This is a genomic window from Streptomyces sp. NPDC044064 (assembly GCF_056434245.1).
In genome coordinates this window covers 391,822-412,289 of record NZ_JBWKFN010000001.1, presented here as the reverse complement: position 1 = coordinate 412,289, position 20,468 = coordinate 391,822, and the positions used below count along the sequence as shown (strand labels likewise).

The 20,468-nt window shown below is 72.5% G+C and carries 22 protein-coding genes; 7 read left to right on the top strand and 15 right to left on the bottom strand.

Going from position 1 to position 20,468, the window contains the following annotated elements; genetic code table 11:
• Positions 1 to 243: 243 nt before the first annotated feature.
• The 4 genes from AC07DS_RS01885 to AC07DS_RS01870 form a co-directional block, all read right to left on the bottom strand.
• Positions 244 to 1,209: a pirin family protein gene (locus AC07DS_RS01885; protein ID WP_479141710.1), complete on the bottom strand. Its 966-nt coding sequence runs from the start codon at positions 1,207 to 1,209 to the stop codon at positions 244 to 246.
• A gap of 156 nt (positions 1,210 to 1,365) precedes the next feature.
• Positions 1,366 to 1,707 (bottom strand): hypothetical protein, encoded by a 342-nt coding sequence (locus tag AC07DS_RS01880; protein ID WP_403948986.1) that lies wholly within the window; start codon positions 1,705 to 1,707, stop codon positions 1,366 to 1,368.
• Positions 1,704 to 2,390, bottom strand: a complete 687-nt coding sequence (locus AC07DS_RS01875) for an RNA polymerase sigma factor (RefSeq protein WP_479141707.1) — start codon at positions 2,388 to 2,390, stop codon at positions 1,704 to 1,706. Before AC07DS_RS01875 ends, AC07DS_RS01880 begins: the two co-directional genes overlap by 4 nt.
• 683 nt (positions 2,391 to 3,073) lie before the next feature.
• The gene (locus AC07DS_RS01870; RefSeq protein WP_403948990.1) at positions 3,074 to 3,769 is read right to left on the bottom strand and encodes a type 1 glutamine amidotransferase domain-containing protein; all 696 of its coding nucleotides are present in this window, start codon (positions 3,767 to 3,769) and stop codon (positions 3,074 to 3,076) included.
• Positions 3,770 to 3,924: 155 nt separating this feature from the next.
• On the opposite strand from AC07DS_RS01870, the gene AC07DS_RS01865 reads away from it, so the two are divergent.
• On the top strand, positions 3,925 to 4,830 hold the full coding sequence (locus AC07DS_RS01865; RefSeq protein WP_479141704.1) for a LysR family transcriptional regulator: 906 nt from the start codon (positions 3,925 to 3,927) through the stop codon (positions 4,828 to 4,830).
• Between the two features lies 1 nt (position 4,831).
• Here AC07DS_RS01865 and AC07DS_RS01860 read toward each other — a convergent pair whose 3' ends face one another.
• Positions 4,832 to 5,389, bottom strand: a complete 558-nt coding sequence (locus AC07DS_RS01860) for a GNAT family N-acetyltransferase (protein WP_479141702.1) — start codon at positions 5,387 to 5,389, stop codon at positions 4,832 to 4,834.
• A gap of 2 nt (positions 5,390 to 5,391) precedes the next feature.
• On the bottom strand, positions 5,392 to 5,982 hold the full coding sequence (locus AC07DS_RS01855) for an HD domain-containing protein (RefSeq protein ID WP_479141700.1): 591 nt from the start codon (positions 5,980 to 5,982) through the stop codon (positions 5,392 to 5,394).
• 61 nt (positions 5,983 to 6,043) lie between these two features.
• Here AC07DS_RS01855 and AC07DS_RS01850 point away from each other — a divergent pair, with 61 nt between their 5' ends.
• Together AC07DS_RS01850 and AC07DS_RS01845 are read left to right on the top strand one after the other, a co-directional pair.
• On the top strand, positions 6,044 to 6,718 hold the full coding sequence (locus tag AC07DS_RS01850) for a transmembrane-type terpene cyclase (protein ID WP_479141698.1): 675 nt from the start codon (positions 6,044 to 6,046) through the stop codon (positions 6,716 to 6,718).
• 209 nt (positions 6,719 to 6,927) lie between these two features.
• On the top strand, positions 6,928 to 7,293 hold the full coding sequence (locus AC07DS_RS01845) for a cupin domain-containing protein (protein ID WP_479141696.1): 366 nt from the start codon (positions 6,928 to 6,930) through the stop codon (positions 7,291 to 7,293).
• Positions 7,294 to 7,376: 83 nt separating this feature from the next.
• Here the strand turns inward: AC07DS_RS01845 and AC07DS_RS01840 are convergent, their stop codons facing one another.
• The 4 genes from AC07DS_RS01840 to AC07DS_RS01825 all read right to left on the bottom strand — a co-directional run bounded on the left by AC07DS_RS01840 (position 7,377) and on the right by AC07DS_RS01825 (position 11,774).
• Positions 7,377 to 8,348, bottom strand: coding sequence for an NAD(P)-dependent alcohol dehydrogenase (locus AC07DS_RS01840; protein ID WP_479141694.1), 972 nt, complete (start codon positions 8,346 to 8,348; stop codon positions 7,377 to 7,379).
• 116 nt (positions 8,349 to 8,464) lie between these two features.
• The gene (locus AC07DS_RS01835) at positions 8,465 to 9,439 is read right to left on the bottom strand and encodes a pyridoxal-phosphate dependent enzyme (RefSeq protein ID WP_479141692.1); all 975 of its coding nucleotides are present in this window, start codon (positions 9,437 to 9,439) and stop codon (positions 8,465 to 8,467) included.
• A gap of 131 nt (positions 9,440 to 9,570) precedes the next feature.
• Positions 9,571 to 10,920, bottom strand: a complete 1,350-nt coding sequence (locus AC07DS_RS01830; protein WP_479141690.1) for a vWA domain-containing protein — start codon at positions 10,918 to 10,920, stop codon at positions 9,571 to 9,573.
• A complete protein-coding gene (locus tag AC07DS_RS01825) occupies positions 10,917 to 11,774 on the bottom strand; it encodes an AAA family ATPase (protein WP_479141688.1) in 858 nt (285 codons plus the stop codon). Before AC07DS_RS01825 ends, AC07DS_RS01830 begins: the two co-directional genes overlap by 4 nt.
• A 152-nt stretch (positions 11,775 to 11,926) precedes the next feature.
• Between AC07DS_RS01825 and AC07DS_RS01820 the strand changes: the two genes are divergently transcribed.
• The 4 genes from AC07DS_RS01820 to AC07DS_RS01805 all read left to right on the top strand — a co-directional run bounded on the left by AC07DS_RS01820 (position 11,927) and on the right by AC07DS_RS01805 (position 14,863).
• Positions 11,927 to 12,499, top strand: a complete 573-nt coding sequence (locus tag AC07DS_RS01820) for a TetR/AcrR family transcriptional regulator (protein ID WP_479141686.1) — start codon at positions 11,927 to 11,929, stop codon at positions 12,497 to 12,499.
• Positions 12,500 to 12,576: 77 nt separating this feature from the next.
• The gene (locus AC07DS_RS01815; RefSeq protein WP_479141684.1) at positions 12,577 to 13,257 is read left to right on the top strand and encodes an ABC transporter permease; all 681 of its coding nucleotides are present in this window, start codon (positions 12,577 to 12,579) and stop codon (positions 13,255 to 13,257) included.
• On the top strand, positions 13,254 to 13,925 hold the full coding sequence (locus AC07DS_RS01810; protein ID WP_479141682.1) for an ABC transporter permease: 672 nt from the start codon (positions 13,254 to 13,256) through the stop codon (positions 13,923 to 13,925). The genes AC07DS_RS01815 and AC07DS_RS01810 overlap by 4 nt, the downstream gene beginning before the upstream one ends.
• Positions 13,922 to 14,863: an ABC transporter substrate-binding protein gene (locus AC07DS_RS01805; protein ID WP_479141680.1), complete on the top strand. Its 942-nt coding sequence runs from the start codon at positions 13,922 to 13,924 to the stop codon at positions 14,861 to 14,863. Before AC07DS_RS01810 ends, AC07DS_RS01805 begins: the two co-directional genes overlap by 4 nt.
• 9 nt (positions 14,864 to 14,872) lie before the next feature.
• Here the strand turns inward: AC07DS_RS01805 and AC07DS_RS01800 are convergent, their stop codons facing one another.
• The 5 genes from AC07DS_RS01800 to AC07DS_RS01780 all read right to left on the bottom strand — a co-directional run bounded on the left by AC07DS_RS01800 (position 14,873) and on the right by AC07DS_RS01780 (position 20,465).
• Positions 14,873 to 16,027, bottom strand: coding sequence for a betaine/proline/choline family ABC transporter ATP-binding protein (locus AC07DS_RS01800; protein ID WP_479141677.1), 1,155 nt, complete (start codon positions 16,025 to 16,027; stop codon positions 14,873 to 14,875).
• A 57-nt stretch (positions 16,028 to 16,084) separates the two neighbouring features.
• Entirely contained in the window at positions 16,085 to 16,714 is a 630-nt protein-coding gene (locus tag AC07DS_RS01795) for a LutC/YkgG family protein (RefSeq protein ID WP_479141675.1), read from the bottom strand.
• Positions 16,711 to 18,189: a LutB/LldF family L-lactate oxidation iron-sulfur protein gene (locus tag AC07DS_RS01790; RefSeq protein ID WP_479141673.1), complete on the bottom strand. Its 1,479-nt coding sequence runs from the start codon at positions 18,187 to 18,189 to the stop codon at positions 16,711 to 16,713. Before AC07DS_RS01790 ends, AC07DS_RS01795 begins: the two co-directional genes overlap by 4 nt.
• Positions 18,186 to 18,941 (bottom strand): (Fe-S)-binding protein, encoded by a 756-nt coding sequence (locus tag AC07DS_RS01785; RefSeq protein WP_479141671.1) that lies wholly within the window; start codon positions 18,939 to 18,941, stop codon positions 18,186 to 18,188. The genes AC07DS_RS01790 and AC07DS_RS01785 overlap by 4 nt, the downstream gene beginning before the upstream one ends.
• Before the next feature lie 72 nt (positions 18,942 to 19,013).
• Positions 19,014 to 20,465 (bottom strand): rhamnulokinase, encoded by a 1,452-nt coding sequence (locus tag AC07DS_RS01780; RefSeq protein WP_479142136.1) that lies wholly within the window; start codon positions 20,463 to 20,465, stop codon positions 19,014 to 19,016.
• Positions 20,466 to 20,468 lie beyond the last annotated feature (3 nt).

The following is a 20,468-nucleotide window of genomic DNA, read 5'->3' as shown; positions in this document are numbered from 1 at the left end:
GGACTCCGAGAGACGACGGCACCGCATTCACTATGTCCTGACTGCCCGTCAGTAAAGTCAGCATTGGGGTCAGCATTCGTCCGGCCAAAGCTGACCTCACATGCCCACACCTTGGAAACGCGGACAGTCTTGGAGGTGTCCGTGCGGCAGCATCCAAGGGCCTCACCGCCAGAGATCCTCTGTGCAAGGCCGGCGGAGAGATCGCCTCGAGCTCCATGAACCGGAAGTCCGGATACTCCCAGGTCAGCGCACCCTTCCTCGTGGTTTCAGCGGTACTCCCGGCAGTTCTGGTGCGCGCAGCGGAGCCCCGTCGTAACCCTTCACCTCGCCGAAACGGGCCCCCTTCATCCAGTCCTCACGAGCCTGCGCGATCTCCGCCTGGGTCCGGGCCACGAAGTTCCACCACATGATCAGCTCCTCGGCGAACGGCTCGCCGCCCAGCAGCATGATCCCGGCGTCCGACTCGGCGCGCAGCGGAAGTTCGGTGCGGCCGCAGCCGAGGTAGAGCAGCGAGCCGGGCAGTACCGGCACGCCGTCCACGTGCACCTCGCCGGACATGGCCAGCACGCCGTACTCGAAGTCCGGTACGAGGGGCAGACGGAGGTCGGCGCCCCGGCTGAGGGCGAGGTCGGCGCCGACGATCGGGGTGAACGTCGTACCGGGGGAGGACGATCCGTCGAGGTCGCCGAGGATCACGGTCGCGGTCAGGCCGGGCGAGGTGACCGTGGGCAGTTCGGAGTGGTACTCGAACCTGGGGTCGGTGTGGCGGTGCTCGTCCGGGAGCGCGACCCACAGCTGGGCGCCGTGCAGGAAGCGGGCGTGCGACTTGGGGCTTTCCTCGGAGTGGCTGATGGCCCGGCCCGAGGTCATCAGGCCCAGCTGCTTGGGCCGGATCGTCTGGAGGCTGCCGGTGGAGTCCCGGTGCAGCACCTCGCCCTCGTGCAGCCAGCTGACCGTCTGCAACCCGAGGTGCGGATGCGGCGGGACCTGCATGCCGGGCTCGTCGGCGATGTCGTCGGGGCCGTAGTGGTCGACGAAGGCCCACGCGCCGATCATGCGCCGGCCGAGGTTCGGCAGCAGTCGGCGGACCTCGGTCGACTCCCCGAGTTTCACCACGCGGGGGCTCAGCAGCTCGCGGACGGGTTCGGCGACGACGAATCCGCGGCCGCCGCACACGCTCGGTACGGGAGCGCGGTCAAGGTTGCTCATGCCGCCCAACTTAGCGTCAGGTCGACTTCGTTGCCGAGCGTGTGGACGGGTGAGGCGCGAGGGGTGCACGGGGCGGAGAAATCCGGACCCACTTGGGTAAGTCAATCAACTGACTTGCAGTCAGGACTCGCCCGCACCGGGGCGTAGTTCACCGGACTACGGCGTCGGGGAGGCCGGGGTCGGCACGGCCGTGGACGGGCGGACGGGGCTGGGGACCGGGGAGGGGGTGCCGATCGTCGGCCGGGGGGAGCGGGCCGGCTCGGTCGGGTGGGTCGGGCGGCCGCGGACCGTGAAGAACACCAGGGCGGCCACCGCGGCCAGGGCCAGCAGACCCACCGCGGCCCGGCGCACGAGCACCCGGCGGGGGCGGACCGCCCCGGTCGGCGGGCGCAGCGGCCGCAGGTCGGCCGGGCCGACGGAGTGTGCCCGGGCGGCGAGGGCGGCCCGCAGCCGCTCCTCGACCGGCGTCGGCGCGGTCCCGGTGCCGGACTCGTTCATCGCAGACCCTCCAGACGTCGGCCGAGGGCGTCCAGCGCCCTGCTGGCGGTGGACTTGACGGCGCCGCGCGACAGACCGAGCGTCGCCGCGATCTCGGCCTCGGACAGGTGCGACCAGTAGCGCAGGACCAGCACCTCACGCTGACGCGGGGTCAGTGTCCGCAGGGCCGCCAGCACCTCACGGTGGTCCTCGTGGAGCAGGACGTCCTCCTCCGGTGCGGGGGCGTGCTGCTCCGGTTCGGGGGTGTGCGCCCGTACGGTCCTGCGCCGCCGCAGCACCGAGCGGGCCCCGTTGACGACACTGGTCCGCAGGTACGCCTCCGGGTCGTCCAGCGAGCCGAGCCGGTGACCGTGGCGGCGGAACAGTGCCGTGAAGGCGTCCTGCACGACGTCCTCGGCCGTCGGCAGGTCGTCCACCAGCAGCACCGCCAGGCGCACCAGGGACAGCCGGCGGTGGTGGTACAACTCCTCGATGCCGGGACGGCGTTCGGGGACGACCGCGCCCCGTGCCGCGGTGCCGTCACCGGCGTCGCGGGGTGCGGGGTCCGCGGTCGCACCGGCGCGTACGCGCGTGAGGACGCGGGCCCGCAGCGCATGCGTGAACCTGCGCCAGGCCGGTGCGGACTCCGGAGTACCGGCCCGGTCCCAGGGCAGGGCCGCCGCCGGTGGTGTCGCTGTCGTCATGGATCTCCCGACCGGGTGCGCGGGGAGCCGCACCGGGCGCCTCCCCGCACACCGGCATGCCTCAGTGGTGCTGCGGAACCGGCGAGGGCGTCGCGTACCCGGTCACGGGGACCGGGCTCGGCGACGCAGACCCGTGGCCGTGGCCGTGGGTGGGGCGCGGTACCGGCACCGGGGCCGGAGCTGCCGTGGACGGGACCGGTGAGGGGGTGGCCGGCACGGGCTGCGGCGTCCCCGGGTTCGTGGGGGACGGCACCGGAGTGGGAGTGCCTGTGTGGGGGACGGACGGCACCGGAGTCGGAGTGCCTGTGTGGGGGGCCGACGGCACCGGCGTCGGCGTCGCCGTACGGACCGGGGACGGCACGGGCGACGGCGTGGCATGGGCGCTGCTCTGGACCGCCTGGGCGGTCACGGTGCCGCCTACGGCCAGGGCCGCGCCCACGGCGGAGACCCCCAGGACGGTACGCAGCCTGCGGATGCGGCGAGGGCGGGGGACACGGTGTGCGGACATGTGTTCCTTCGGTTGCTCGGGTCGCTCGGACATCGGTCGAAGTGGAGGCCTCCACCCCGACAGACGTCCGGCCCCGGGCGAGGTTGCAGGCGACGGCCGACCAATTTTCCGCACATGTGGTCGGCCGCCGCTCAGCAGCGCCGCGGCATCGGCCCAGCCGCAGCAGCCGGCTGCTTCAGCTCAGCTTCTTCAGCAGCTCCTCGGCGACCGGTGCGGAGGAGGCCGGGTTCTGACCGGTGACCAGGTTGCGGTCGACGACCAGGTGGGGCGCCCACGGCTCGGCCACCTGGACCTCGACACCCGCCTCGGTCAGCCGGTCCTGGAGCAGCCACCTGGCCCGGTCGGCGAGCCCGCCCTGCGTCTCCTCCTCATTGGTGAAGGCAGCCACCCGGTAGCCGGCGAAGGCGTTCGAGCCGTCCGCCCGCACCGCCGCGAGCAGCGCGGCCGGACCGTGGCAGACCACCGCCAGCGGCTTGCCCGAGTCGAGGGTCGCGGTCAGCAGGCGGCCCGAGTCGGCGTCCACGGCCAGATCCTCCATGGGCCCGTGCCCGCCGGGGTAGAACACGGCGGCGAAGTCGTCGAGGTCGACTTCCGCCAGCTTCACCGGTTCCCGCAGCTCGGTCATCTCCTCCAGGGCGCGCGCCGTCCTGTCGGCCCCCTCCTGACCGCCGTTGAACTCGGGCGCGAGGCTCGCCCGGTCGACCGCGGGCACCACACCGCCCGGCGTGGCGACGACGACCTCGTGGCCTGCGGCCTTGAGGGCGCGGTACGGGACCACGGCCTCCTCGGCCCAGAAGCCGGTCGGGTGCCGGGTGCCGTCGGCGAGCGTCCAGTGGGTGGCGCCGGTCAGTACGAAAAGGATCTTCGACATGGGTCTTCTGCTCCCTGAACATTGCGCTTGTGGAACGTGCGCTCGTGTCGCAAACGTAGGCGACACCACTCATAGGCAACCAATGAAGCGGCGAATGGCAGACATAGGATCCCCTATGGGTCGCGCGGAGCGCGGTCCGGTGAATACTCGGCCCCGTGGACATCCCTGCTCTCGACCTGAACCTGCTGCGCACCTTCCTCGCGGTCTACCGCTCCGGCTCCTTCACCGGCGCCGCCCGCCTGCTGGGCCTGTCGCAGCCGACGGTGACGACGCAGATGCGCACGCTGGAACGGCAGACCGGCCGGGAACTGTTCGAACGGCTGCCGCGCGGGGTGGCGCCGACGCAGGTGGCCGAGGAACTGGCCGCCCGGATCGCCGTTCCCCTGGACGAGCTGGCCGCCGTCGCCGGTCCCGAGCCACGCGAGGGGGTGCGTCCGGAGCCCGTTCACCTCGCCGGGCCCGCCGAGTTCCTCTGCACGACCGTCCTGCCCGCCCTGGCCCCGCTCGTCGCCGAGGGCGTACGGCTGCGGGTGGCCACCGGCCTGACCGATCCGCTGCTGGACGAGCTGCGCGCGGGCCGCCACGACCTGGTGATCGCCACCGCCCGCCCGCGCGGCCGCACGCTCCACGCCGTGCCGCTGGCCGACGAGGAGTTCGTCCTGGTCGCCGCGCCCGTCTGGGCCGAGCGGCTGAGGGACCGGCTGCCCGTCGAAGGGCCGGCCGCCCTGCACTCCGTACCCCTGATCACCTACGCCGAGGACCTGCCGATCGCCCGCCGTTACTGGCGGCACGTCTTCGGCCGGCGTCTGTCCTGCTCCGCCGCCGTGACCGTGCCCGATCTGCGCGGGGTGCTGGCGGTGGTGGTCGCGGGCGCGGGGTTCAGCGTGCTGCCCCGCTATCTGTGCGCGGACGGGCTGGCGTCAGGCGCGCTCGTGGAACTTCTGGCACCGCAGGACCCGCCGATCAACACGGGCTTCCTCGTCCAGCGCCCCGGCGCCTCGGACAACCCCGACGTGGTCCGCGTCCGCGAGCTGCTGCTGCGGTCGGGGCGGACCTGGTAGCTCACTCGCCGGGGCCGGACAGCCACTCCGGTGCCAGCACCGACCAGATCTCCTCGTCGTGCCGCTCACCCCGGTAGAGGTAACTCTCCCTGAGAACGGCGTCCTTGTGCATGCCGAGCCGCCTGGCCACCGCGATGCTGGGCGCGTTCTCCGGCGACACCCACCACTCGACGCGGTGGATGCCCCGCTCCCGGACCGCCCAGTCGATGAGCACCCGGGCCGCCCGGGTCACCAGCCCCCGGCCCACGGCCGCCGGCTCCAGCCAGCAGCCCGCCTCGGCGGTGCCCTGCGGCACGTCCATCCGGCGCAGGATCACCGCCCCGACGAGCGTGCCGCCGTACCGGATCCCGCAGATACGGCCGGCGTCGGCCGCCTCCTTCTCGGCGTACGCCTGAAGGAACGCCCGGGCCGACGCCACATCCGTGACCACGTCCGGCAGCCCGTTGTACCGCCCGACGAACTCCCGCCCCCGGTCCACATGGGCAAGGAACTCCCCGGCCTGCCAGGGCCCGAGAGGACACAGCTCGGCACCGTCGTCACCGAGGGGGATCGCGTACATGGTCACCTTCGAGCGAGGGGCTGGGACATCTGCCACGCCAGCCTACGGCCGGCCCCCTCCCCGATCCCCACGAGGACCTCGTCCAGCTCCAGAAACCACTCCCAGACCGCCCGCCCATCGACTCCGGCCAGCCGGCCCACGATCAAGTCCTCCAGCTCCGGTACGCGTTTGTCCTTCCACACCTTGTCGGCGAGGCTCACGAGCAGGTCCTCCACGCCGTTTTGGGCCGCGGTCCAGGAGGCGTGCGTTCCGGCGAACCGGGCCAGTCCGGGCTCCACACCGTGGTCCAGCAGCAGTTGCCTTCCGGCCTCCTCGTGCCGTGCGCCCGGGCCGGACAACTCGGCCACGTGCACGGCCTTGCCGATGTCGTGCGTCGCGGCACCGAAGAGCACGGCCTCGGCGTCGAACTCCAGCCCTGGGCAGTGCCGTTGCACCCAGTCGACGAGCTGTGCCGCCACGTCGTGCACCGCCCAGAGGTGCGCCACCAGACGTGGTGGGGCGTCAACTCGCGCCAACAGGGCGGCGGCCCGTTCGGGAAGCGGCCGCAGCGGGGGGTCGACGGTGTCATCCATCGCGATCGACGCTGTGCTCATGGCTGTCACCGTGTCAGAGTAGGCACCGTCGGCCGTGACGGAATGTGTACGGAGGGCGTTCGTGGACGCGGTGCACACAGGATTTCTGCTCGGAACCGGGCTCTTCTGGAGTGTCGCGTACGTGCTGCTGATCCGCACGGGGCTGCGGGAGCGCACGTTCGGGATGCCGGTCGTCGCGTTCGCGACGAACATCAGCTGGGAGTTCATGTTCGCGTTCGTGCGGCCGCCGTCCGGGGTCATGCACGTGATCAACATCGTCTGGTTCTGCTTCGATCTCGCCATCGGCTACACCGTCGTACGCTTCGGGCGGTCCGAATTCCCCTACCTGCCCGACCGGTTGTTCCTGCCCGCGCTGGCCGTCCTGCTCGCCCTCGCCTACCCGGGCATGAACTACGCGTCCGAGCAGTTCGACGAGGGGGTCGGTGCGCTCACCGCGTTCGGCAGCAATCTGGCCATGTCCGGGATGTTCCTGGCGATGGCGGCTGCACGCCGCGGCACGCGCGGCCAGTCGGTGGGAATCGCCGTGACCAAGCTGCTGGGCACCGCCTGCGCCTCGCTCTCGATGCTCACCGACCCCGACGGGGATCCACGCTATGACAACGCCCTCATGTACTACCTCTACATCGGCTGTCTCGTCCTCGATCTCGCCTACGTCTACGCGGTGTTCACCGTGGGGCGCGTCGAGCGGACCGGCGACGGGGACGGGGTGCCCGCGCAGAGCGCCGTGTGGGGCTGACACGTATCGGGAGACGGTGCGGAGCGGAAGTGCCGGCCAGAGCGAGACAACGTTGTCTTCGGGTGGCTTCGCCGTGCGCCCGAATGGCGGCTCCCAGTTGACGGGCACACGATGGTTTCGTGGGGTGCGGCCGCCGCCGGAACGCCGGTGCCGCCGGGGACGGTGACCCGCCCCGGCCGTGGTGAGCGGCAGGAAGGGAGGACACCGTCATGTTGGAAGTGAAGACGGTAGACAAGCCCGACGAGCGGCGTGACTTTCCCCGGGGCCATCTCGAAGCGGTCCACCTGACCGGGCTCGACTTCGCCGTCGGCACGTTCGAACCGGGCTGGCGCTGGTCCGAGTCCGTGGCACCGATCGCGGGCACCGAAAGCTGTCAGTTCCCCCACAGCGCCTATGTCGTTCAGGGCCGGCTGCACATCCGCATGGACGACGGCGGTGAGGGTGAGGTGGGCCCCGGTGACGTCTTCATGTGCCCGCCCGGGCACGACGCGTGGGTCGTGGGAGACGAGCAGGTCGTGGTGTACGACTTCGCGGGACCCACGGCGACGGACTACGCGAAGGCGAAGGGGACCTGACCCGTCCCGCACGTGCCCCGCGGTGGGCCCGTCACCGCGGGGCATCCGTGTGCCGGGGCACCCGTGGCGTCGAGGCCACCCCGTCAGACCGTGACGACGACCTTCCCGCGCGCGTGCTCCTCCTCCAGGTACCGGATGGCCTCGGGCGCCTCACTCAGCGAGTACGTCCGGTCGATCACCGGGGCGAGCCTGCCGGAGTCGGCCAGCTCGCGCAGCTCCGCCAGCACCGCCTTGCTCGGCGCGGGGCCGACGAGCGGGCGCAGCCGCTGACGGACGAACGGGGAGAGCACGAGCCCCTGGAGGATGAGGACGGTAGCCCCGAGGAACTGCCCCGCGCTGCCCCCGCTGCCGAGCACGAGCGTCCCGGTGGGCGTGAGGGCGCGCCGGAGGCCGGCGATCCGGTGGCCGGCCGCGAGGTCGAGGACGACGTCGTACCGCCGCCCGCCGCGCGTGAAGTCCTCCCGCGTGTAGTCGACGACGTGGTCCGCGCCCAGCGAGCGGACCAGCTCGGCGTTGCGCGTGCTGCACACGCCGGTCACCTCCGCGCCGAACGCCTTGGCGATCTGCACGGCGAACGTGCCGACCCCGCCGGAGGCCCCGTTGATCAGCACATGCTGCCCCGACCGCAGCCCCGCCACGTCCCGCAGGCCACGCAGAGCGGTGTTCCCGGCCAGCGGCAGGGTCGCCGCCTGCGCGAAGGTCAGGGTGGCGGGTTTGCGCTCCACCCAGGCGTCCGGGACGCACACGTACTCCGCGAACGTGCCGTCGACCTCGCCGAACACCTCGTCGCCCAGCCGGAGATCCCGTACGTTCCGGCCGACCGCCGCCACCTCGCCCGCGAAGTCCCGGCCCCGGATCCGGGCCCGGGGCGCCCGCGGTCCGAGCGCCAGCCGGGCGACGTACGGATCACCGCGCATGAGGTGCCAGTCGTACGCGTTCAACCCGGCGGCCCGCACCTGCACCAGCACCTCGTCGTCACCGGGCACCGGCGTGTCCACGTCCCGCAGTTCCAGCACGTCCGGTGAGCCGTACCGGTCCTGGACCACTGCCTTCATGATCTCCCCCCTCGCTCCGTACCCGCAGGCTAGAGCGAGGCACGCCGGCCGGACATCGGGGAAGCGCCGTAGTCCGCGGGAAGGACGAGCCCGGGTGCGTGTAGGGGACCGGTGTCTCAGCGGGGGTGGGTGACGGCCCCCTCCTCGGCGTCCGCGACGGCGTCCGCGTGCCCGAACAGGCCGGGCAGCCCGCCGGTGTGCACGAACACGGTCTTCTCGCCCGGCCGTACGTCACCCTCCCGCACGGCGGCCGCCAGCCCGGCCAGGGCCCGGCCGGTGTAGGTCGGGTCGAGGACGATCCCCTCGGTGCGGGCGGCGAGCCGGAGCGCATGAGCCACCGGACCGGTCAGCGCCGCGTAGCCGCTGCCCACCTGGTCCCGGCGCACCCGCAGCCGGTCCGCCACGACCTTCTCCGCGGTCAGCGGGGCCGCGAACTCCTCGACCGCGGCGGCCGGGTCGGCCAGCGCGCCCACGTCGACACCGAGCACCGACTCCGTGCCGAGGGCGGCGACCAGCCCCGCCATCGTGCCGCCCGAGCCGAGCGCGACCACCGCCGTCCGCAGGCCGGGTACCTGCGCGTGCAGTTCCTCGCCGCACCGCACATAGCCCCGTGCGCCCAGCGTGCTGGACCCGCCGAACGGGATCAGCGCGGGGCGGGCACCGCCGGCCCGCAGCTGCGCGCACACCTCGGCCGCCGCGGCGTTCAGTCCGGCCTGGTCCACGTCGCCCGCCCAGGCGAGCCGGGCTCCCAACAGGCCGTCCAGGGCGAGGTTCCCGGACCGGGACCGTCCCGGCGAGCCGCGCAGTACGAGGACGGCGTCCAGGCCCAGCCGGGCGGCAGCGGCGGCCGTCAGCCGGGCGTGGTTGCTCTGCGCGGCGCCCGTGGTCACGAGCGTGTCCGCGCCCTCGGCCAGGGCCGCGCCCGCGAGCCACTCCAGCTTGCGGATCTTGTTCCCGCCACCGCCCAGGCCTGTCAGGTCGTCCCGCTTGACCCACAGGTCGTCCGGACCGAGCCCCAGTGCGGCGGCGAGCCGGGGCGCCGGTTCGACGGGCGTCGGGAAGGTGCCGAGCTGCACGGGCTGGTGGCTCATGTCGTACGTCCTCGTCTGCCGGGCGGATGCCGGACGGCGGCTTGGGAGCTGGTGGACCGATGAGATGGCGAGCGGCTGCCGAGCGTACGGCGGCCGGCTGGGCCCAGTCGATCATGCCGGGCCGTTGCGCGTCACACCGGCAGCAGCCGCCCGATCAGCGCGCCGAGCTGCCGGGCCGTGCGGCACTCGTGCATCTCCACCAGCTCGGCGTAGGCGGGCGCCGCCGAGTCGCCGGTGCCCCACTGGGCGCGCGGCTCGGGGTTCAGCCAGTAGACGCGCCGGGCGCTCCGGGCGAGTTCGCGGACGGCGGGCAGGTTCGGGTCGCTCATGTTGGTGCGCGCGTCACCGAGGACGAAGACGGTGGTGCGCGGCCCGACGGCGGCGCCGTACCGCTCGGTGAACTCGCCCAGGGCGACGCCGTAGTCGCTGCTGCCGTGCCAGCCGGTGAGCACGGCCTCGGCGTGGATCCGGGCGCCGAGCCCTTCCGGGTCGGCGCGGCCGTGGTCGAGCAGACCGGTCACCTCGTCGAGGCGGTTGACGAAGGCGAACACCCGTACCTTGCTGAACTGGTCGTGCAGCGCCTGCACCAGCAGCATCGTGAAGTCCGAGAACCCGGACACCGACCCCGACACGTCGCACAGCAGCACCAGTTCGGGCCGGGCCGGACGGCGCCGGCGCAGCACCGGCCGCATCGGCACCCCGCCCGTGGACAACGAGGAGCGAACGGTGCGGCGCAGATCGATCGTGCCGCGCGCGGCCCGGCGTCGGCGTGCGGCCAGCCGGGTCGCGAGCTTGCGTGCCAGCGGCTGCACCGTCCTGCGCAGCTCGGCCAGTTGGTCCCGGCCGGCGTACAGGAAGTCCACACGGTCGGCGGTCGGCGCCACGGCCCGCCGGGCGATCTCGTCCCGTCCGCGCAGTTCGGCGACCCGGCGCCGCGCCTCCACCGCGACCAGCTGCCGGAACGCCTCGATACGGCGCCGGATCTCGTCGTCCAGCAGCCGGTCGGCGAACCCCGCGCCCCCGTCCCGGCCCCTGATGTCGGCCCGCACCCGGGCCAGCAGGGTCTGCGGGCGGAGCCGGTCCAGGGTCTGGTACGCAGACCAGCCGTCCGACCCCGGTGCGTTCCCGTACCCGCCCATGCCGTCCACCGCCTCGGCCGCCAGCCCGGCCATCAGCGACCGGTCGTCGGCGGCCAGCGCCTCGGCGAGCCGGTCGCGCAGCTCGTCCCGGCCCGCCTGTTCCGTGCCCGGACCGCCGACGCCGCGCGGGAAGTAGAGGTCGAAGACCGGATCGAACACCGCCCGCTGTCCCGGCCCGTGCAGCAGGGTCGCGGCCAGCCCCTCCCGCAGCAGGTCCCGATCGGTGAAACCGAGGGCCTTCACGGCGAGGGCCGCGTCGACGGTCTCGCCGGTGCCGATCCGGACGCCGTGCGCGCGCAGGGCCCCCACCAGACCGGTGACCCGCTCCTCGACACCGCTCACAGCGCGTCCAGGTCCAGCTTGGCCGCGGCCTTCTGCACGTCGTCCTGGTGCTTGAGGATCACACCCAGGGTGTCGCGCACGACGGTCTCGTCCAGGGTGCCGGCGCCCAGAGCCAGCAGGGTGCGTGCCCAGTCGATGGTCTCGGCGACCGACGGCACCTTGCGCAGGTCCATCGCGCGCAGCGCCCCGACCACCCGCACCACCGACTCGGCCAGCGCCGCGTCGAGTCCGGGCACCTTCAGCCGGACGATCCGCCGCTCCAGCTCCTCCTCGGGGAACCCGATGTGCAGGAACAGACAGCGGCGGCGCAGCGCCTCGGACAGTTCGCGGCCCGCGTTGGAGGTGAGCACGACGAAGGGGCGGCGGGTCGCGGCGATGGTGCCCAGCTCGGGGACCGTGACCTGGAAGTCGCTGAGCACTTCCAGCAGCAGGCCCTCCATCTCCACGTCGGCCTTGTCGGTCTCGTCGATCAGCAGCACGGTCGGCTCGTCGCCGCGGATCGCGGTGAGCAGCGGGCGGGGGAGGAGGAACTCCTCGCTGAAGATGTCGGTGCGGGTCTCGTCCCAGCTCTCGTCGCGGCCCGCGCTGATGCGCAGCAGCTGCTTGGCGTGGTTCCACTCGTACAGCGCCCGGGACTCGTCCACGCCCTCGTAGCACTGCAGCCGTACCAGCCGGGCCTCCGTGACCTGGGCGACGGCCTTGGCCAGCTCGGTCTTGCCGACGCCTGCAGGGCCCTCCACCAGCAGCGGCTTGCCCAGCCGGGCGGCGAGGAAGACGGTCGTGGCGACGGCGGGCGAGGCGAGGTACCCGGTCTCGGCGAGGCGCGCGGAGACGTCGTCGACGGATGAGAACAACGGGGCCTCCGGCTGGGTCGGTATCTGTGTCCGGTCTACGTAGGGAACTATCTAAGCGCTTGTTCACCTTCCTTGTCACGGAATTCCTCGGGCGTCCGGCGGGATGTATACCGATCGGTTTCCTTTCGTCCCGGACGCGGTAACCTCGCCGTATGGCCACCACGGACAAGGCGTCCCCCCGAGACCGGCTGCTCGACGCGGCCGATCAGCTCTTCTACCGCGACGGCGTCTCCATCGGCGTCGAGGCGCTGTGCCGTACGGCCGGCGTCTCGAAGCGGTCGATGTACCAGCTCTTCGAGAGCAAGGACGAGATGCTGGCCGCGAGCCTCGAGCGACGCCTGCCCCGCTACCAGGCCCTGCTGATGCCACCCGACCCGGTGGCCGGGACACCGCGCGAGCGCATCCTGTACGTCTTCGAACAGGTCGAGAAGTCCTCCGCCGAACCCGACTACTGCGGCTGCCCCTACCTGGCCGTACTGGTCGAGCTGAAGGACCCGGAGCACCCGGCGAGCCGGGTCGCCCGCGCGGCCAAGGAGCACCTCGCGGAGATCTTCCGCACCCAGGCGGAGGAAGGCGGCGCCCGGGACCCCGAGCTGCTCGCCCGCCAGCTGATGCTGGTCTTCGACGGAGCCGGCGCCCGCGCCGGAGCCCGCGTGGAACGACTGGACGACGGACTCGCCACCGCGACGGTGACCGCGCTCATGGACGCCGCCGCAATGCGGTAGCCCGCACCCGACGGCCCCCACCCCGTACGGGCCACCACAACGCGCCGCCCCGCTCGCCCGCCCGGTGCAATGGATGCGTGACCGCGCCCCCGGACGACTGCCTCGCGCGCAACGAATGGATCTGCGGCGCCTATCTGACCACCCGCCGCCAGATCCTCCTGGACGCGGTCGTCCAGCACCTCCAGCTGACGTCGGTGTCGGTCCTCATCGGGCTCGTCATCGCCCTGCCGCTCGCGGTACTGGCCCGCCGCTGGGGCTGGGCGGCCGGTCCGGTACTCGGCGTGACCACGATCCTCTACACCATCCCGTCCCTGGCGATGTTCTCCCTGCTCCTGCCCCTCTACGGCCTCTCGGCGACCCTGGTCGTCGCCGGGCTGGTGCTCTACTCGCTCACCCTGCTGGTGCGCAACATCCTGGCCGGGCTGCGCGCGGTCCCCGAGGAGACCCGGCAGGCGGCGCGCGGCCTCGGCTACGGTCCGGTCCGGCTGCTGCTCACCGTCGAGCTGCCCCTGGCCCTGCCCGCCGCGATGGCCGGGCTGCGCATCGCGACCGTCTCGGCGGTCTCCCTGGTCACGGTCGGTGCGATCGTCGGCTTCGGCGGCCTCGGCAACCTGATCTACTCGGGCATGAACACCTACTTCAAGGCCCAGGTGCTCACCGCGTCCGTGCTGTGCGTACTGATCGCCGTCACCGCCGACCTCCTCCTGCTCGGCATGCAGTGGCTGATCACCCCCTGGGCGAGGGCGGCCCGCGGATGAACACCCTCGGCGCCGCCTGGGACTGGCTGGCCGACCCCGCCCACTGGTCCGGCGACGACGGCATCTTGCACCGGCTGCTCCAGCATCTGGTGCTCACCGTCGTCTGCCTGGTCATCAGCTGCCTGATCGCGCTGCCCGTCGCGCTGGTCCTCGGCCACCTGGGCAGGGGCGGCGCGCTCGCCGTCAACATCTCCAATGTCGGCCGGGCCGTCCCCACCTTCGCGGTCCTGGTCCTGCTCCTGCTGACCCCGGTCGGGAAGTGGGGCGAGGGGCCGACCGTGGTCGCCCTGGTGCTGTTCGCCGTGCCGCCCCTGCTCACCAACGCCTACGTCGGCATGCGCGAGGTCGACCGGAGCGTCGTACAGGCGGCGCGGGGCATGGGGATGACCGGGCGGCAGATGCTGTTCCATGTGGAACTGCCCCTTGCGCTCCCGATGGTCCTCAACGGGGTGCGGATCGCCGCCGTCCAGCTCGTCGCCACCGTCACCATCGCCGCACTCGCGGGCGGCGGCGGACTGGGCCGGATCATCACGGCCGGCTTCAACCTGGCCAGCACACCCATGGTGGTCGCCGGGGCCCTCCTCGTCGCCGTGTTCGCGCTGATCGTCGAGGCCGTCTTCGAGGTCACCGAACGCCTGGCACCGGCCTGGGCCAGGGGCGGCCGATGAGAGGCCGCCCCGCGATCACGGCGGCCGGGCTCCTCGCCCTGACCGCCTGCTCCACCGGCCCCTCCCTGGAGAACCGCGGCGCGGTCACCGCATCGCCCGGCGACAGTCACCACCTGACCATCGGCACGGCCGGTTTCACCGAGAGCGACCTGCTCGCCCAGCTGTACGCCCAGCTGCTGAACCAGGCCGGTTACAAGACCTCGATCATCACGGTCGCCAACCGGGAGCTGTACGAACCGGCCCTGGAGGCCGGCCAGATCGACGTCGTGCCCGAGTACGCGGCCACCCTCGCCGACTGGCTGAACGCCAAGACCCACGGCGCCGACGCGAAACCCGTCGGCTCACCCGACCTCGACGCCACGATGAAGGCCCTGCGGAACCTCGCCGCACCCCGCGGACTCACCGTCCTACCGCCCGGACGCGCGGTGGACCAGAACGCCTTCGCGGTGACCGCCGACTACGCCCGCCGGCACCACCTCAAGACGCTCAGCGACCTCGGCGCCTCGAAGCTGAAGGTACGGCTCGCCGCCGGTGACGAGTGCGTCCAACGTCCCTACTGCGAACCGGGGCTGAAGAAGGTCTACGGCATCGACATCACCGGGATCGACCCGAAGGGCGTCGGCACCACCCAGGCCAAGCGGGCCGTGCAGGACGGCCGCGACCAGATGGTGCTGACCACCTCCACCGACGCCACCCTCGACCAGTTCGGCCTGGTCCTGCTCGCCGACGACAAGCACCTGCAGAACGCCGACTACGTCGTCCCGGTCGTCAACCGCGCCCGCGCGGGCAGCACGGGCGTGGCCAAGGCACTGGGCAGGCTCAACGACGTCCTCACGACCGCGGACCTGGCGGACATGAACCGGCAGGTCGACAGCTGGCGCCGGCTGCCGGCCGACGTGGCCCGGACCTACCTGCAGGACAAGGGCCTGCTGAAGTGACGGCCCGCCTCACGCGTCCGAGACCGAGTCGAACGCCACCTGCCCCCGCGCGACACCCCGGGCGTCCGCGTCCACCGAGCGGCGCAGCGCCTCGTGCAGCTTCGCCGGGGTCAGCACGCCAAGGAAGCGCGCCCCGTCCAGCACGGCGACCCACCCGGCGTCGTGCTGGAGCATCACCCCGAACGCCTGCTTCAGCGGGGCACCCACCGGCACCCATGCCGTCATCCGGTGCGCGCGGTCCCCGACCGTGCCGCCCGCGACCAGCTCGTCGATGCCGACCCAGCCGTGCAGATCGCCGTGCGCGTCGAGGACCACCGCCCACCGGGCACCCTCGGCCCGCAGCCGCTGCACGGCACGCTCGGCGGGCTCGGCGGGCCGGGCCACCGGCGGCTGTTCGAGATCGCTCGGCTCGATCTCGGTGACCGACAGCCGCTTCAGCCCCCGGTCCGTGCCCACGAACCCGGCGACGTACGGCGTGGCGGGCGAGCCGAGCACCGCACCCGGCGTGTCGAACTGCTCGATGCGCCCCTGGCCGTACACGGCGATACGGTCACCGAGCCGGACCGCCTCCTCGATGTCGTGCGTGACCAGCAGCACCGTCTTGCGCACCGCGGCCTGCATCCGCAGGAACTCGTCCTGCAACTGCTCCCGCACCACCGGGTCGACCGCGCCGAACGGCTCGTCCATCAGCAGCACCGGCGGATCGGCCGCGAGCGCCCGCGCCACGCCCACGCGCTGCCGCTGGCCGCCGGAGAGCTGCTCCGGATAGCGCGGCCCGTACGTCTTCGGGTCGAGGCCCACCAGATCGAGCAGCTCGGCCGCCCGGGCCCGCGCCTTCGCCCGCTTCCAGCCGAGCAGTGCCGGCACCGTCGCCGTGTTGTCCAGCACCGTGCGGTGCGGGAAGAGGCCCACCTGCTGGATGACATAGCCGATCCGGCGGCGCAGCCGCACCGGATCCACCCGCGCGATGTCCTCTCCGTTCACGAAGATCCGGCCGGAGGTCGGCTCGATCAGCCGGTTCACCATCATCATGGTCGTCGTCTTGCCGCAGCCCGAGGGACCCACGAGCGTCACGAGTTCACCTTCGGACACCTCGAAGGAGAGGCCGTCCACGGCCGTCGTACCGTCCGGATACCGCTTGGTGACCTGCTCGAACCGGATCATTCCCTCACGCTAGCGGGACCGCTCGCGCCGGCGCGCCAAGGAGAGGGTGGCGGAGTGTCAGCCCAGGAGGACGACCTCCAGGGTGCGGGGGCCGTGCACACCCTCGACCCGGTCCAGTTCGATGTCACTCGTGGCCGACGGGCCGGAGATCCAGGTCAACGGGCGGGTGGGGGATAGGCGTGCGAGGGCCTGCGGGACCGAGGAGACCACCTGGCCGGGCACCCGCACCACACAGATGTGATGGTCGGGGACGAGACTGATCCGGCGCCGGCCCTGGTCCGGGCCGCCGTCCAGCACGATCGTTCCGGTCTCGGCGATCGCCACCGCACAGGCCGTGACCACGCTGTCCACGCGGTCCAGCTCGTGCGGCGTGCTGTCGGCCCGGTCGGCGACCCGCGTCACGTCCGCCTCCGCGAGCCAGCTCTCCGTCAGCCCCGGCGGCACCAGCACCGAGCCCGCCTTCCGGTCCGTGAGCAGCCGGGCGATCAGGGCCGGGAGTTCGTCCTCCGTGCAGCGGTGCACGATCGCCCGGTAGTCCGCCAGGTTCTCCGCCAGCAACTCCACGGTCTGCTCGGCACTTCGCTCGCCGTGCTCGGCGAGGTAGGTGCGCGGGACGGCCTCGTCGTCCGGCGTCACGTCCGCGAGCGCGCGCCGCACCCGGCCCAGGATCCGTTCCCTGCTGCTCACTTGGTGCCGCCCTTTCCGCCGCGCGTCCGCTGCCACCAGTCCCGGAAGGGTTCCGTGGGCACCGGAGGCAGGTCCCGGGTGCCGGTCCACGCCCTGCCCGGGCCCGGAAGGGTGCGGGGGTGCAGCCGGCGGGTCCGCGAAACGATCCGTTGCCCCGCCCGCAACACCCCCGGATGTGCGAACGCCCAGCCGGCCGCCCGCATGGCCGCCCGCTCGGCCGCATGCCCCCTCGCGGGCTTCAGGACCACCCTGTTGCCCTCCCGGACCGCCGGACCGCCCTCCACGACCCGCTCCCGCAGATGCACCAGCACCTCGGGGATGTCGATGGCGACGGGGCAGACCTCGTAGCAGGCGCCGCACAGCGAGGACGCGTACGGCAGCGAGGCGTCGATCTCGCTCGCCGTGCCCCGCAGTTGGGGGCTCAGGATCGCCCCGATCGGGCCCGGGTAGACCGACCCGTACGCGTGCCCGCCCGCCCGCTCGTACACCGGGCACACGTTCAGGCAGGCCGAGCAGCGGATGCAGCGCAGCGCCTGGCGGCCGACCCGGTCGGCGAGGGTGTCCGTGCGGCCGTTGTCGAGCAGGACCAGGTGGAAGGCCTGCGGTCCGTCCTCGTCCGTCGTGCCCGTCCACATGCTCGTGTACGGGTTCATGCGCTCGGCCGTGGAGGAGCGGGGGAGGGTCTGCAGGAAGATTTCCAGGTCGCGCCAGGTGGGGACGATCTTCTCGATGCCGACGACCGAGATCAGCGTCTTTGGGAGGGTGAGGCACATCCGGCCGTTGCCCTCGGACTCCACGACCACCAGCGTTCCGGTCTCCGCGACCATGAAGTTGGCGCCGGAGATGCCGACCTTGGCACGCAGGAACTTCTCCCGCAGGTGCAGCCGCGCGGCCTCGGCGAGTTCGGCGGGTGAGTCGGTGAGGCCTTCGGGGGCGGGTCGGCCCCACTCGCCCATCTCCTTGCGGAAGATGTCCCGGATCTCGCCCCGGTTGCGGTGGATGGCCGGGACCAGGATGTGCGAGGGCCGGTCCTTGCCCAACTGCACGATCAGCTCGGCGAGATCGGTCTCGTAGGCGCGGATGCCCTCCGCCTCCAGAGCCTCGTTGAGACCGATCTCCTGCGTGGCCATGGACTTGACCTTGACGACCTCCGACTCGCCGGTGGCCAGGACGAGTTCGGCGACGATCCGGTTCGCCTCGTCGGCGTCCGCCGCCCAGTGGACCGTACCCCCGGCGGCCGAGACCGCCTCCTCCAACTGCACCAGATAGCGGTCCAGATGGCGCAGGGTGTGCTCCTTGACGGCCCGGCCCGCCTCCCGCAGCTCCGCCCAGTCGGACAACTCGGAGACCGCTCTGGCCCGTTTGGCGCGGATGGTGTGCGTGGCGTGTCGGAGATTGCCGCGCAGGGTCTGGTTGCCGACGGCATCGTGTGCCGCCTCCGGAAAGGCCGGCATGCCGACGAACGTCCCGCTCATACCGCCGGTTCCTCCTCCGTGCTCGCCAGGATCTCCGCGATGTGCACCGGCCGCATGCCCACCCGGAGCCGGGTCATGGTCCCGCCGATGTGCATCAGGCAGGAGTTGTCGGCCGCGCACAGCACCTCGGCGCCGGTCGACTCCGCGTTGCGGACCTTGTCGGCGCCCATCGCCGCCGACACCTCGGCGTTCTTCAACGCGAAGGTCCCGCCGAACCCGCAGCACTCCTCGGCCCCCGGCAGCTCCGCCAACTCCAGCCCCTCGACGGCCTGCAGGAGCCGCCGGGGCCGGTCGCCGAGCCCGAGACCGCGCAGGCCGTGACAGGTCGGATGGTAGGTGACCCTGTGCGGGTAGTACGCGCCCACGTCCGTCACGCCCAGCACGTCCACCAGGAACTCGGTCAGCTCGAAGGTCCTGGGGACCACGGGCGCCAGCGTCCGGGCGAGGCCGTCTCCGCGCCCCTCGGCCCGCGCCCGCTCGCCCATCCTCGGATACAGCTCCCGCACCATCGCCCCGCACGACCCGGACGGGGTCACGACGGCCTCGTACTCCCCGAAGACATCGGAGAAATGCCGGGCCAGGGGTTCCGCCTCATGCCGGTAACCGGTGTTGTAGTGCGCCTGTCCGCAACACGTCTGCGCCATCGGGAAGTCGACCTCGACACCCAGCCTGGTCAGCAGCTTCACCACCGCTCGGCCGGTGTCCGGATAGAGCGTGTCGTTGACACAGGTCAGGAACAGGGCGACACGCATCGCGGCTCCTCGGGGTCGGTCATCGGACGAGTGCAGGGTAATGGGCGGACACCGCCGGGGGCAGAGGGCGACTCACCGCGTGGCGAGCCGGGCCTGGGCCTCCCGCCAGCGCGCCGTGTCACCACGGGGCGCGTACCGGGTCAGCGGCTGGGTACGGACGATCAGCCGGCGCATGCCGTCGAGGTCACCGACCAGCCCGTGGGTGCGGGCCTGTACGAGCACGTTGCCGAGGGCCGCAGCCTCCGTGGCGCCCGCCACCACGGGCAACCCGCACGCGTCGGCCGTCAGCTGACACAGCAGCGCGTTACGCGTTCCGCCCCCGACGACGTACACGACGTCCACCGGATGGTCGGCCAGCCGCCGCGCGTCCTCGACGGCCCTGCGGTGGGCGAGGGCCAGCGAGTCGAGGATGCACCGCGTGATCTCGGCCCGCGTGCCGGGCAGCGGCTGTCCCGAGGCGCGGCACGCCTCGGCGATCCGCTCCGGCATCCGCCCCGGAGCCAGGAACGCCTCGTCCCCCGCGTCGACGACCGACCGCAGTGCCGGCACGCCGGCGGCCTCGCGCAGCAGCAGCCCCAGATCGGGCTCGCCCCAGGCCCGTACGCACTCCTGGAGCAGCCACAGCCCCATGATGTTGCGCAGATAGCGCACCGTGCCGTCGAGCCCCAGCTCATTGCTGAAGTTCGCCGCCCGGCTCTCCTCGGTGAGCACCGGCGCGTCCAGCTCCAGGCCGGCCAGGGACCAGGTGCCGGTGCAGATGTAGGCGAAGCGTTCACCGGCTGCCGGTACCGCGGCCACCGCCGAAGCGGTGTCGTGCGACCCGACGGCCGTCACCGGCACCGGACCCGTGAGCCCCGTCTCCGCCAGCACCGCCGCCCGCAGCACACCCGACGGGTCGCCCGGCTGCCGCAGCGGCGCGAACAGCCCGAGGTCGATCCCCAGCCGCTCGGCGACGTCGTACGACCACGAGCGCGTCCGGGGATCGATCAGCTGGGTGGTGGAGGCGTTGGTCAGCTCGGTTCCCTGCTCGCCGGTCAGCCAGTACGTCAGCAGGTCGGGGATGAGCAACAGCCGCTTCGCGTGGGCGAACCGGGCGGTCGAGCGGGCCGCCGCGAGCTGGTACAGCGTGTTGAAGGGGGCGTACTGCAACCCGGTCGCCGCGTACAGTTCGGCGGCCGGCACGCTCGCCCACACCTTCTGCGCGACGCCCTCGGTGCGGGCGTCGCGGTAGTGCACCGGGTTGCCCAGCAGCGCCCCGTCGGCGTCCAGCAGGCCGTGGTCCACGGCCCAGCTGTCGATGCCGACGGAGTCGAGTCGTCCACCGCAGTGGGCACCGGCCGCCCGCAGCCCGTCCAGCACTCCGGCGTACAGCGCGAGGACGTCCCAGCGCAGCCCCTCCGGGACCCGCACCGGCCGGTTCGGGAAGCGGTACGCCTCGCTCAGCTCCAGCGTGTCGTACCCGACCCGCCCGACCATCACGCGCCCGCTGGACGCGCCCAGATCGACGGCGGCGTACGACTTCACGCC

Excerpts from the sequence above, each read along its gene's own strand:
- AC07DS_RS01885 (WP_479141710.1), bottom strand. The coding sequence starts at position 1,209 with ATGAGCAACCTTGACCGCGCTCCCGTACCGAGCGTGTGCGGCGGCCGC.
- AC07DS_RS01880 (WP_403948986.1), bottom strand. The coding sequence starts at position 1,707 with ATGAACGAGTCCGGCACCGGGACCGCGCCGACGCCGGTCGAGGAGCGG.
- AC07DS_RS01875 (WP_479141707.1), bottom strand. The coding sequence starts at position 2,390 with ATGACGACAGCGACACCACCGGCGGCGGCCCTGCCCTGGGACCGGGCC.
- AC07DS_RS01870 (WP_403948990.1), bottom strand. The coding sequence starts at position 3,769 with ATGTCGAAGATCCTTTTCGTACTGACCGGCGCCACCCACTGGACGCTC.
- AC07DS_RS01860 (WP_479141702.1), bottom strand. The coding sequence starts at position 5,389 with ATGTACGCGATCCCCCTCGGTGACGACGGTGCCGAGCTGTGTCCTCTC.
- AC07DS_RS01855 (WP_479141700.1), bottom strand. The coding sequence starts at position 5,982 with ATGAGCACAGCGTCGATCGCGATGGATGACACCGTCGACCCCCCGCTG.
- AC07DS_RS01845 (WP_479141696.1), top strand. The coding sequence starts at position 6,928 with ATGTTGGAAGTGAAGACGGTAGACAAGCCCGACGAGCGGCGTGACTTT.
- AC07DS_RS01840 (WP_479141694.1), bottom strand. The coding sequence starts at position 8,348 with ATGAAGGCAGTGGTCCAGGACCGGTACGGCTCACCGGACGTGCTGGAA.
- AC07DS_RS01835 (WP_479141692.1), bottom strand. The coding sequence starts at position 9,439 with ATGAGCCACCAGCCCGTGCAGCTCGGCACCTTCCCGACGCCCGTCGAA.
- AC07DS_RS01820 (WP_479141686.1), top strand. The coding sequence starts at position 11,927 with ATGGCCACCACGGACAAGGCGTCCCCCCGAGACCGGCTGCTCGACGCG.
- AC07DS_RS01810 (WP_479141682.1), top strand. The coding sequence starts at position 13,254 with ATGAACACCCTCGGCGCCGCCTGGGACTGGCTGGCCGACCCCGCCCAC.
- AC07DS_RS01805 (WP_479141680.1), top strand. The coding sequence starts at position 13,922 with ATGAGAGGCCGCCCCGCGATCACGGCGGCCGGGCTCCTCGCCCTGACC.
- AC07DS_RS01800 (WP_479141677.1), bottom strand. The coding sequence starts at position 16,027 with ATGATCCGGTTCGAGCAGGTCACCAAGCGGTATCCGGACGGTACGACG.
- AC07DS_RS01790 (WP_479141673.1), bottom strand. The coding sequence starts at position 18,189 with ATGAGCGGGACGTTCGTCGGCATGCCGGCCTTTCCGGAGGCGGCACAC.
- AC07DS_RS01785 (WP_479141671.1), bottom strand. The coding sequence starts at position 18,941 with ATGCGTGTCGCCCTGTTCCTGACCTGTGTCAACGACACGCTCTATCCG.